Below are 11,893 nucleotides of genomic sequence, written 5' to 3' on the forward strand. Positions count from 1 at the left end.
GGTTGTACTTTTAGACTCGGTTGTACTTTTAGACTCGGTTGTACTTTTAGACTCGGTTGTACATTTGGACTCGGTTGTACATTTGGACTCGGTTGTACATTTGGACTCGGTTGTACATTTGGACTCGGTTGTACATTAGGACTTGGCTGAACATTAGGATACGGATGAACTTTTTGACCATGATGAAGTATTGTGCCAGGTTGTATATTGGGACCTGGTTGTACATTTGGATACGGGCGTCCTTTTTGGCCAGGATGAAGAGTTGGACTAGGCTGAATATTAGGTCCCGGTTGCACATTTGGATAGGGATGCACTTTTTGGCCATGATAAAGTATTGTGCCAGGTTGATTTGAGCCTGGTTGCACATTTAGTTCTGGCTGCCCACCTGGAGTTTGGTAAGTTCCAGGTACTGGATGAACCATTATAGGAGGTGATTGCTTAATAATAGCCGGCTTACCAGGTGCAGGAGATTGAATAGCTTGGAAATTTTTTCCGGCCTTTATATTCTGAAGTTGTGTCGGATTTAGAGGTTTACCTGCATTGTTCAATAGAAGATGCCGTATTTTTGAGAATGGAGGTGGCGCTGAAGAAGGTTGTGTTTTCACTATAGTTGGTCTTGATATTACTCCAGACGGAGGAATTGCCTTACTCAACCCCTTGCCTCCGAATATACTATTAGGTTGTGGGACTAGAGGTGCAACATTTAATTTTTTTGCATTAAAAATTAATTGATTAGAAACACGTGAACGAAGATTATTTACCCTCCTTGAATCAATAAAATCTTTAGTTGGTATAACGGTAACTGCGTTGGCAATCTGTGCATTTTTGTAATTAATTTTAATATTTTGATGTTTATAAATATTATTGATGTAAGTAACATTGATCACTGTGTTACTCAGATTGATCGCATTAAAATAGTTTTGGCTAACATAATAAGGTGGAATATAGGGTTCTCCTGGGGCTAAAGGAAACCAACCAATGCCATATCCACCATCAAGCATAAATTGTGGATCATTACCACCAATAAATACGGTCAATGCAGGTGCATAAATAGGATGAGCACCTATTGGTCCTGGAACCCAGCACCATCGATTCTCAATAAAAGCCCAACGACCATAGTGAAATGGAGCAAATCCCCAAGGTTGATTATCCACCCAAGTCCATCCCCAGGAACTTAACCATATCCACTGTCCCTCTTGATAAGGAGCCCAATCTTGTCCTACATTATTAGGATACCAAACGGGACCGTATTGCTTATCTTCAGTCCAAGATCCGTAGTTACCGAGGTCTTCATATCCTATAGTATCTGGAGAAATATATTGAGTTGAGACTGTTCCTAAAATTTTATCACGCTCCAAACTCCAACGCTCAAAATCATCGGCCTCTTGAAGAGTAGTGCAATTATAGTTTTCTAAATTAGTTCCTGTTGCACTGCATGAGTCACCAACAGTGACCGTTTTATAAGCATTTTCTCCATACGCTACACCCTGTCCCATTCTCACACTTACTGTGGTCATATCATCTTCAGTTGTCACATCAAAAAGATAGTAACCAGGTTCTGTAATAACAAAAGCAAAATTCGGTGTATCAACCTCATAGGTTTGGTTTGCATTGATGCGTCTGATGCTTAAAACAACTGTGCCTTGTGTGATCTGAAATTGTTCTGTTTTTTCATCCAGATTCAAAATTTTTAAATTCGTTTGACTACCCATACGTACAGCAGCTCCAGGCAATTGCATTTCAACAAGTGCGCCTGTATCCGACCATATTTGATCATTAGTGATTAAAGGTCTATTAAGGGTTATATCAACCCATTCAGTTTCCCCTGCAGGCACAAAACTCACAGTTCCATTAATATAACTTAATCGAGCGACTTGATTAGTAGAATCTGCAAAAGTAACTGTGGATATTAGTAACATGAAATAACCCGCTAGCCTGGCCACCGTGATATTGTCCTTAACTGAGGTGTGTTTCATGCTAACCTCCATACTGTTATATTATCCGTAATACATATAGGAGTTTTACTTGCAGAGAATCATATTGCTATGAATAGATAGCCATATGTAAGTATAGTCTAATGTTTACCAATTAAAATAAAGAGTATGACGCTTGTGACATGTTAATGTTGTATAAAAAAGGGGCCATCAATGGCCCCAGATTGCAATAGTCATGAATTCAGCGAAATATCTTACATTTTCTTCGCTGCAATCGCAGTGTTAAATCATCTCTGACTCAACATCATCTTTGTTAACTAGAATTTTTTTGCCTTTGACAGATTTTATTACTTGAGGTCGACGCAGCTCCTCATCACTGAAATCATCTACCTTAATTACATCCTGTCGCGCCAACTCTGCTTCTTTCAATTGTTTGGCCTCTATCTCAGTTAACAATCCACAAGCTAACGCTTCGTTGATTTGTTCAAGCAAGGTAAGCGATTTTAAAACATTATCTTTGACTGCTCGCATTACTTTTCTTTCTAACTCCTCGGCAGCACAAATTTTATGGAACGCTTCCTCCATTCGACCTAAAGGACAGGTCTCTCCAGACTTACTATAAACCAGACGAGTTACACGCGTACGAGTCTCTCCAGGTTCAATTAGAATTCTAGCTAATTTATGACCTAATTGGTCGTTTGGTTTGTTTCTTCGATTACCTAGTGGTTTGATAATCAAGCGTAAAGCGATTCGCGCCCAACGGGCTGGAAAATTCACAATAACACCGTGCATTGCTGTCTCACACTCGTACAATAGTTGTTGACAACTCCACTCAACCAAAGGTAAATCTGCTTTGGGCTCACCGTCTTCATGAAAACGTTTTAAGACCGCTGAAACCAAATATAATGAACTCAGCATATCCCCAAGACGCGAAGATAATTTCTCTTTACGCTTTAAGTCACCACCTAGAACGGTCATTGAAAAATCAGCTAGAAATGCTAAATTAGCGCTGTATTTATGTACGAGTTGGTAATAACGCTTCACACTACTCACTGGTGCTTTGGACAGATGTGCGTCAGTCCATGCAAAGATGACTGATTTGGTAAAGTTGGCAAGAATAAATCCGGCATGAGCAAAGAATGCGCTATCAAATTCAACCAGATCATTATGTCTAATACTTTCAAGTTCTTTAAATACATAGGGATGGCAGCGAATTGCTCCCTGACCAAAAATAATTAAACTTCGAGTTAGTATATTCGCCCCTTCAACGGTAATTGCGATAGGAGATCCTTGATAACCTCTACCTAAATAATTGTTGGGACCAAGACAAATACCCTTTCCGCCATGAATATCCATGGAATCACATGAGACTTGTCTTGCACGTTCAGTTGTGTGGTATTTTAATATGGCACCCACTACAGAAGGCTTGGCTCCATTATCAATGGCGGCAGCAGCCATTGTTAAAGCAGCATCGATAATATAAGTATTCGCTGCAATTCTGGCCAAAGGTTCCTCAATTCCTTCAAACTTACCAATTGGCTGATTAAATTGTTTGCGAATGCGTGCATAAGCTCCAGATGCCAGAGCAGCCGCTTGTGCTCCCCCGTTCGCACTCGAAGGTAAAGATATTGCTCTACCAGCGCTCAAACATTCCATTAGCATGCGCCAACCGCAGCCGGCCATAGCCACGCCACCGATGAGATAGTCCATAGGAATAAATACATCTTTTCCTTGAGTTGGACCATTCAAAAATCCGGTATTTAAGGGAAAATGTCGACGACCTTTTTTAACACCTGGGGTATTTGCAGGTATCAACGCACAACTAATTCCTACATCTTCACCCTTACCTAATAAATTATCTGGGTCAAATAGTCTGAATGCTAACCCTATTACTGTCGCTGCAGGACATAAAGTAATATAACGCTTATCCCAATTTAACAGGATACCTAATACTTTTTCACCATTTACTTCTTGATGACATACTATACCTTTATCTGGGATTGATGCTGCATCAGAGCCCGCGTTAGGTCCAGTCAAAGCAAAACATGGAATTTCACGTCCATCAGCCAATCGTGGTAAATAATAATTTTTTTGCTCTTCTGTTCCATACTTGAGCAATAGCTCGCCTGGGCCTAGTGAATTAGGTACAGAAATGGTTGTAGCCGCTGTGATTGAACGACCGTAGATTTTCACTAAAATCGACATTTGTGCAGTAGCAGAGAACTCAAGACCACCATAACGCTTCGGAATAATCATACCTAAAAATCGATTTTCTTTGATAAATTGCCAGACATCTTGAGGCAAATCAGTAAGATTGTGAGTGACATCCCAATCATCGATCATGGAGCATAAAGTATTTACGGGGCCGTCAAGAAAAGCTTGTTCCTCATCCGTCAAACGAACAGTGGGGGCATTCCTTAGTATGGAAAAATCGGGAGCGCCGCTGAATAAGTCACCTTCCCAACTTACGGTACCTGCTTCCAGAGCTTCTCGCTCTGTTGCAGACATGGCAGGCATGGCCTTACTCACCGTTTTAAAAAAATATTTGGATAATAACATTCGTCTTAAAGGCTTTATTGCACCAGCAATTAAAATCAACTCAAACAAAACAAGTATTATTTGAGTCAGTAATCCCGGAGTACCATAGGCAAACACAAGAGCACTAAATAGAGCAAAGCTAATAGCCCATACTGAAATTGCGGCCTGCCTGGTTAGCAATATCCCTGCAGCTCCAATGATCATGAGCGTTAAAATAGCGTGTAGCACATTATTCTCCTTAATTATTGCGGGTCTTCTGACCCCTAGTACTATTTCAGTTTAAGCCAGACACAATTTTTATAATCTGTTTTGCGACAACATCCGGGTGTTCCATGGGAAATAAATGGGTCCCATTGGTTTTAATACTTGTTACATTGAAATATTTTTTCATGTAGCGCACATCCATTTTACCAACCACAGTACTTTTGTCACCATAAATTAATGCAGATGGAATTAATAACTTACCTTCATAATTTGGAATAACATGTGGAATGGTTCGATAAATTTGATATTCAATATGCCTGTCAAAGCGCAAATAATAACCATCATCTTTAAACTCTAAGCCATAGGTAATGTAATCATTTAAACACGCATCCGTAAAGGTCTTAAATAAATCTCGAGTCTTTAAATAATCCATTAATTGATCATGATCTTTCCAATACATCCGACGGCCTCGGGTTCTCAATGCCGGTGTAATTCGATCAATAATACCAAGGGCTTTTGCTAAACGAACCATACTTGATTTAAAAGGGCCAATTAAAGGTGAATCCAGCATAATTACTGCTTTAAATAATTCTGGTTGTTCAATCGCCGCCAATAGGCTTAAGACACCACCTAAAGAGTGCCCAACTGCAATAACAGGACGATTGGCCTGCTTTTTAATACTGTGTATTACTTCTGATATCAGATTACGCCAGTTTTCTCCAACTGGGAATAACGGGTCATGACCAATCCTGTCAATGTAACAATAATCAAATTCTTTCTCGAGATGATTTAGCATCTGCTTATAGCATAAAGCGGGAAAGCCATTTCCGTGAGCAAAATGAATCAACTCTTTCATAATGTTACCAATTGTCTATACCCCATATAAACATTCTAATTGATATATTCGAAACCAATTTTGCATTGATGCAAAATTGGTTTAACAAACTATTTCATCTTATAAACGAGCAACTTTTCTACTTTCTGCGCGAAGTGAGTGCAGTGAAAAACTGTAATATATGACAAGTAATGCAGATAAAATGAAGCCTGAACCTGGAAAAAGAAAATTAATAATTAACAAAATGAATAAGAGGAATAACATAGGGGTTGCTGCAACAGCCAAAAGTCGGCATGATTGGGCAAATGTTACATTAAAAGAAAAGAATACGCTCGAAAATACTTGCCCTAGAAATCCTAAAACAAGGAAAATAACCAAAAACATGGAAAAAAACATTGCTACAACCATGGGATAAATCAAGAGTTCCGAGAAATATTTCAAATTCTGGATTGAACTGCTTTCCGCATACTTTTTACCATCAAACACCCCATTTGTTCCTTTATCAAAGAATTGCACTATAGGTGCGCCTTCACTTTGCTTTGGTTGGGGCATATTAAACACTGTCAGGCTTGGTACTTTCAAAGAAATTTTATTTTTATTAATCAAAATCGCAAGATAAGGGTAATTGGCAGTAAAATCATTGATTTTGTCTGCAGTATCAATAATCACAACCACTTGCCCTTTATCGTTCTTGACGAAATATGGCATAGGCTTGTTAAGAGACACTTCTCCATTTTGTATATAAAAAACAGGAATTTTTGATAAAGGATCGGTAATTTGTTCTTTAAACGATTGATCGAGACTGAAGCTTATTCGTAAAGCAAATGGGATGGAGAATATGGCAATAGCAAATAAGAAATAAAAAATACCGAGTCCCTTCCAACGCTTCCCAACATCTATATAAAGAAGTCGTGAATAGAAAGACATATATAATGCAGACCAATAGCGATAAATTGGAGCATCAATTGGCTTTAGTTTATTTTTTTCTTTACTCACTCCATTCTCCAATACGTTTTCCGGAATTACTATGAAAAAGATGTAATTTAATTGTAGGTAGCTCTACCCTGAGTTGTCCACTTGCAATGGGTTTATCCCCGGTAATGCGCAGATTAATAGATCGACCGTTTTTGATGCATTTGGCGCGTATAAGCTTGTCTGCTCCCATATCATCTACAAACTCAACATCGATTGGGATGGTTTGCGGATTATTTTCAGAGCAAAGCAAAACATGCTCCGCTCGAATCGCCAAAACCAATTCATCCTTATCATCAAGGTCTTGCGCCAACTTTGGAACAGGATAATGAACTCCATAATCTGTATGCACAGTGTGGCTGGATTTATCATAGATACCGGATATTAAGTTCATAGGATATTGTCCTGTAAATCCTGCCACGAATAAAGTAGCTGGTTTTTGATACAGTTCCTGGGGGGTACCTATCTGTTCAACAAGACCTTGATTAAGTACCATAACACGTTCTGCCATCGTCATTGCTTCCGTTTGATCATGTGTCACATATAAACTGGTAGTATTTAGTTGTTGATGTAAGCGACGAATTTCATGGCGCATTTCTGTACGTAATTTTGCATCAAGATTCGATAAAGGTTCATCAAATAAGAAAACAGCCGGAGAACGCACCATAGCCCTTCCCATAGAAACTCGTTGCTTTTGTCCTCCAGAAAGTGCCTGAGGTTTTCGTTCTAAATATGGAGTTAACTGCAATAATTGCGCTGCCTCATGTACTCGTTGCTTAATTTCTTCTTTTTTAAATCGCCTCATTTTTAATCCATAAGCCATATTTTCAAATACAGTCATATGAGGATAAAGAGCATAGTTTTGAAAAACCATAGCCATATCTCTTTTTGCTGCAGGTATTTCATTAACACATTGATTATTAATTAAAATAGACCCAGAACTTATATCATCCAGACCGGCAATTAAACGTAATAATGTAGTTTTTCCACATCCTGAAGGACCAACAATCACCATAAACTCGCCTTTTTTAATGCTAACGTTTATGTTATTCAGAATCGTTGTTGGACCAACATTTTTCGAAACTTCAATGAGACTGACTGTTGCCATGCTTATTTTAACCCTTTTTCAAACCAGCGCTGCATTAACATCACCACCATACAAGGTGGAATCAAAGCAATCAATGCAACAGCCATAATATAATGCCATTGTGGTATTTGATCGGCCACTCCAGCTAAATATCGAATCCCCATAACTACAGTAGCCATTTTTGTTTCTGTGGTAATCACCAATGGCCAGAGATATTGATTCCAACCGTACACAAATAAGATAACGAATAACGATGCAATCTGCGTTTTGGATAAAGGTAAAACAATATCAAAAAAGAAACGTATAGCCCCTGCTCCATCCAATTTTGCCGCATCAACAAGTTCAGGCGGTATGGTTTTGAAAAATTGACGAAACAAAAAAGTTCCTGTTGCAGACACAAATAGAGGTAATGTTAATCCAGTAAATGAGTTTAACAATCCAAAAGAGGCAACCACCTGAAATGTAGGCACTATCCTTACTTCTATGGGCAACATCATGGTTGTAAAGATCATGGCAAAACATAATTTTTTAAAAGGAAAATCAAAATAAACCAAAGCAAATGCCGAGCCTAAGGCAAAAATAATCTTTCCCAAGGCAATAGCCATGGCCATAAAAAAACTGTTCAACAGCATTGAGGTAATAGGCTCCCCGCCTGTAACAGCTAGACCGTCGGTCATCACTGCCTTTAAATTTTTAAATAATAAAGAGCCTGGAACTATAGGGATATGAGATTGCATCATGACGCTGCCTTCGTTACTGGCAGCAACAAATGCCAAATAAACAGGCAGCAACATCAAAATAACAAAAAAACATAAAAATCCATGTGATAAAATACGAGCTACATATGATTTCATGCGTAATGAACCTTTTTTTCGAGGTATTTAAATTGCACTAAAGAAACAATGATGACAAGAAACATTAGTAATACCGATTGGGCTGATGAATTTCCCAAATCCATTCCTTCAAACCCATCCTGATATACTTTATAAATTAAATTAGTCGTACTATTACCAGGACCACCATGCGTCATGACTTGAATAATGCCAAAAGTATCGAAAAACCCATACATCAAATTCATAATGAGCAGGAAAAAAGTAGTTGGTGATAAAATTGGAAAAATAATCTGCCAAAAACGTTGCCATGCAGAAGCACCATCGATAATTGCTGCATCGATTAAAGACGAGGGAACCGCTTTAAGTGCAGCGAGATAAAATAAAAAATTATAACTGAATTGCTGCCAACTGGCAGTAAGAATAACCACAGCAAATGCCTGATTTACGTTATTCACATAATCAAAATTAATCCCTAATGACTGCAAAATATGGGTCATCCATCCTAAAGTAGGATGGCATAAAAAACGCCATAAAATGGCGGCTACTGCAGGCGCCACTGCATAAGGCCAAATTAATAAAGATTTATAAACTCCTTGCGTCCTACCTCTATTATTCACTAATATGGCCATAAAGAGCCCTAAACTCATCGTGAAAAAGGTTACACTAAAAGCGATAATAAAAGTTACCGCTATTGCCTTGCTGTAACTCGGATCTAAAAAAAGATCCACAAAGTTGGAAAATCCTGCAAATTTTTTATGAAGGCCAAAAGCATCCGTATAAAAAAAAGATTGCAACAATGCATTACATGCAGGCCAGATAAAAAACATCAGGGTAACAACAAGTTGTGGAACTATAAAAAGCCAAGCAGAAAGACGTTGGTGATTGAATTTAGCCATTGCCCAATATATAAGAGGGACTGTATAAGCATTATATAGGTATGGATGTTTAAGTAAAGTAGTAAAATAGCTTGGCGAAATCTAGGCATGCTCGTTAATGAAACTCCTGGGTTCCGCTGCGAAGCATCCAGGTTACAATTAATCGTTAATCAAGGAAAATATTTTGCGCTACGTACACATAGAAAATCCAGGCCCCCACAATCGATTGATCATTGAAAACGGCCCTAAGCCTGAATGCAGTAAGTCGCAAATTTTAGTGCATGTTAGAGCAACGGCTCTCAATCGAGCAGATATAATGCAACGGTATGGTAAATATCCACCACCCGCAGGAGAGTCTGAAGTTCTTGGTTTGGAAGTCGCTGGCGATATAATTGAGGTCGGTGCGAATGTAACTCAATTTAAACCTGGAGATAAGGTTTATGGATTAGTCGGTAGTGGTGCATATGCTGAATATTGCCCTGTTGAAGCCTCACTAGCTCAGAACATTCCTGACTCTTGGAATTATACGCTTGCCGCAGCACTTCCTGAATCCTTAACAACCGTTTATGCCACTTTGTTTGATCTAGGAAAACTTAGATCAGGACAAACCTTACTGATTCATGGTGCAGGAAGTGGTATCTCTTCATTGGCAATTCAAATGGCAAAATTAAGTAATGCACACGTGATCACTACGGTAGGAAGCGATGATAAGATGGAAAAAGCACGCAAACTCGGTGCAGATCAAGTCATCAATTACCGTAAGCAAGATTTTGAAGACTTAATTGAAGATCATAGTGTTGATTTAATCGTTGATTTTGTAGGTGGTGATTATTTTAATAAGCATCTGCACTTATTGAAACCTAAAAGCAAACTCATCCAGATCGCATGCCTCAAAGGAAGTAGTGTTGAATGCAATCTCGCGCTGATTATGCGTAAAAGATTGCAAATTATTGGCTTTGTACTTCGCTCCCAATCTCTTGAAGAAAAAAACAAATTGTGGGACGAGGTGCATAAACATTGGATGGAGGACCTCAGGGCAAAAAAATTAACCCCCATCATTGATTCGGAGTTTAAACTGGAACAAATTGAAGCAGCACACCAACATATGCAATCAGGTGCTCATTTCGGCAAAATTGTTGTGCATGTAGATTAATTTTTTGAGCTGATATATTGCAACAGTGCAGGCCAAGCAAAGTGCAGTCACCCTGCTTTTAAGTTAGGCAAAACTCACCTCTTCCCAAAAGGGGAGAAGGAACGCGTTAGGGCGGATGAGGGTAATCTAATGAATAACCTCCCCCCTCTCGCAGTAAATTGAGTTATTATCTACTTAGCTTCTTAGCGTCCAAACGAAGAGCACGATTTAATAATTGTTCATAGATCGGTTCATTCGGAGTAAGCTGCAGCACAATAGTTGCGGTAATGCAAGCCATCATGACTGGAAAAATTAAATAATAATTATGTGTCATTTCTACTACCAATACTGCTCCTGTTATTGGAGAACGTGTAGATGAAGCAAAAAGTGCGGCCATTCCGGCAACTGCAAACATGCCAGGCTGCGTTAAAAAATCAATATGTAACATTTCTAAAATATGGAATATAGCCAACCCAAGAAGTGTTCCAATAGCAAGGATAGGAGCAAAGATTCCTCCTGGAACAGAAGTTCCATAGCAGGCCATCGTTCCTATAAATCGGACTACCAAAAGAAAACATAACAGGCCAAATCCAGGTGACATAGTTAACGCCTGATGAATAATATGCATTCCCCCACCAACAGCAGCTGGATGGTATACTGCTAAATAACCAATCAAAAACCCTACGATTAGGACATAATATGATTTTTGTCTTGAAGTGAGTTTATCCAGTAGCGTTAGAGTTTTTATTAAAGAGAGATTAAATAAAAGCCCTACAAACCCTACCACAATGCCAAACAGAGCAAATAACCATAAAGAATCAAGATGAGGAAACTCAAATACATTCATTGGAATCGTTGGTTGAGGACCAATGATTAAATCTAGAATTACTGTGGCGGTAATGCAGCAAATAACTACCATACTGAAACTGGTAAAAGAATAATTAAACTGATTACGCATTTCTTCCATTACAAAAATGACTCCTGCTAAAGGAGCATTAAATGCAACAGCTAAGCCGGCAGCAGCTCCTGAAGCAATCAAACTGTCTTTTCGACGTCGGGTTAGGTTAAATAAACTTCCAAGCATTTCCCCCAAACTACCGCCAATGTGAATTGTGGGCCCCTCTCGACCCAAAATCATCTGTGCAGAAAGTGCTACAATTCCAAAAAAAAATTTTACGGGTAACAAGCGATGCCAAACTATGGTTTTTAAATGAAGTAAAGTACCCTCAATTTCGGGGACACCACTGCCTGATGCTTGAGGAGCATAATGCTTTACCGCAAAATAGGCCGCATAAACCATAATCATAGAGACCAATCCTGAAATCAAACCACCAGGCCATCCATGGAGACTAAGGAATTGAAAAAAGTTATGCAAAAGGTTACCAAGCACATCGATTGACAATCGAAATGTTGACCCTACAAGACCAACTACAATACCCAAAACAAAAGATACAGCATAAAGCATCAATATCTTATTGCGCAT

The 11,893-nt window shown here is 38.8% G+C and carries 9 protein-coding genes; 1 reads left to right on the forward strand and 8 read right to left on the reverse strand.

Features of this window, described 5'->3' with window-relative positions:
• The 7 genes from BW930_RS00105 to BW930_RS00135 form a co-directional block, all read right to left on the reverse strand.
• Positions 1–1,976 (reverse strand): DUF6600 domain-containing protein (locus BW930_RS00105; protein ID WP_076547441.1); only part of this gene is annotated, 1,976 nt, incomplete at its 3' end.
• Positions 1,977–2,216: 240 nt separating this feature from the next.
• On the reverse strand, positions 2,217–4,676 hold the full coding sequence (locus tag BW930_RS00110; RefSeq protein WP_409365709.1) for an acyl-CoA dehydrogenase: 2,460 nt from the start codon (positions 4,674–4,676) through the stop codon (positions 2,217–2,219).
• 70 nt (positions 4,677–4,746) lie between these two features.
• Entirely contained in the window at positions 4,747–5,532 is a 786-nt protein-coding gene (locus BW930_RS00115; RefSeq protein WP_058468019.1) for an alpha/beta fold hydrolase, read from the reverse strand.
• A 99-nt stretch (positions 5,533–5,631) separates the two neighbouring features.
• Positions 5,632–6,507, reverse strand: coding sequence for a DUF1189 family protein (locus BW930_RS00120; RefSeq protein WP_058468018.1), 876 nt, complete (start codon positions 6,505–6,507; stop codon positions 5,632–5,634).
• Positions 6,500–7,591 carry an ABC transporter ATP-binding protein gene (locus BW930_RS00125; RefSeq protein ID WP_058468017.1) on the reverse strand — a complete coding sequence of 364 codons (1,092 nt, stop codon included), beginning with the start codon at positions 7,589–7,591 and terminating at the stop codon, positions 6,500–6,502. Before BW930_RS00125 ends, BW930_RS00120 begins: the two co-directional genes overlap by 8 nt.
• A gap of 2 nt (positions 7,592–7,593) precedes the next feature.
• Positions 7,594–8,424, reverse strand: a complete 831-nt coding sequence (ugpE, locus tag BW930_RS00130; protein WP_058468016.1) for a sn-glycerol-3-phosphate ABC transporter permease UgpE — start codon at positions 8,422–8,424, stop codon at positions 7,594–7,596.
• Complete coding sequence (locus BW930_RS00135) at positions 8,421–9,299, reverse strand: ABC transporter permease subunit (RefSeq protein ID WP_058468015.1); 879 nt, start codon at positions 9,297–9,299, stop codon at positions 8,421–8,423. The genes ugpE and BW930_RS00135 overlap by 4 nt, the downstream gene beginning before the upstream one ends.
• Before the next feature lie 163 nt (positions 9,300–9,462).
• Between BW930_RS00135 and BW930_RS00140 the strand changes: the two genes are divergently transcribed.
• Positions 9,463–10,431, forward strand: coding sequence for an NAD(P)H-quinone oxidoreductase (locus BW930_RS00140; RefSeq protein ID WP_058468014.1), 969 nt, complete (start codon positions 9,463–9,465; stop codon positions 10,429–10,431).
• Between the two features lie 166 nt (positions 10,432–10,597).
• On the opposite strand, the gene clcA is transcribed toward BW930_RS00140, so the two are convergent.
• The gene (gene clcA, locus BW930_RS00145; RefSeq protein WP_058468013.1) at positions 10,598–11,893 is read right to left on the reverse strand and encodes a H(+)/Cl(-) exchange transporter ClcA; all 1,296 of its coding nucleotides are present in this window, start codon (positions 11,891–11,893) and stop codon (positions 10,598–10,600) included.

It is taken from the genome of Fluoribacter gormanii, assembly GCF_900156395.1.
Lineage (GTDB): Bacteria > Pseudomonadota > Gammaproteobacteria > Legionellales > Legionellaceae > Legionella > Legionella gormanii.

What these genes read in the sequence shown, in the direction of transcription:
- BW930_RS00110 (WP_409365709.1), bottom strand. Translation starts at nt 4,676, where the DNA reads ATGATCATTGGAGCTGCAGGGATATTGCTAACCAGGCAGGCCGCAATT.
- BW930_RS00115 (WP_058468019.1), bottom strand. Translation starts at nt 5,532, where the DNA reads ATGAAAGAGTTGATTCATTTTGCTCACGGAAATGGCTTTCCCGCTTTA.
- BW930_RS00125 (WP_058468017.1), bottom strand. Translation starts at nt 7,591, where the DNA reads ATGGCAACAGTCAGTCTCATTGAAGTTTCGAAAAATGTTGGTCCAACA.
- ugpE (WP_058468016.1), bottom strand. Translation starts at nt 8,424, where the DNA reads ATGAAATCATATGTAGCTCGTATTTTATCACATGGATTTTTATGTTTT.
- BW930_RS00135 (WP_058468015.1), bottom strand. Translation starts at nt 9,299, where the DNA reads ATGGCTAAATTCAATCACCAACGTCTTTCTGCTTGGCTTTTTATAGTT.
- clcA (WP_058468013.1), bottom strand. Translation starts at nt 11,893, where the DNA reads ATGCGCAATAAGATATTGATGCTTTATGCTGTATCTTTTGTTTTGGGT.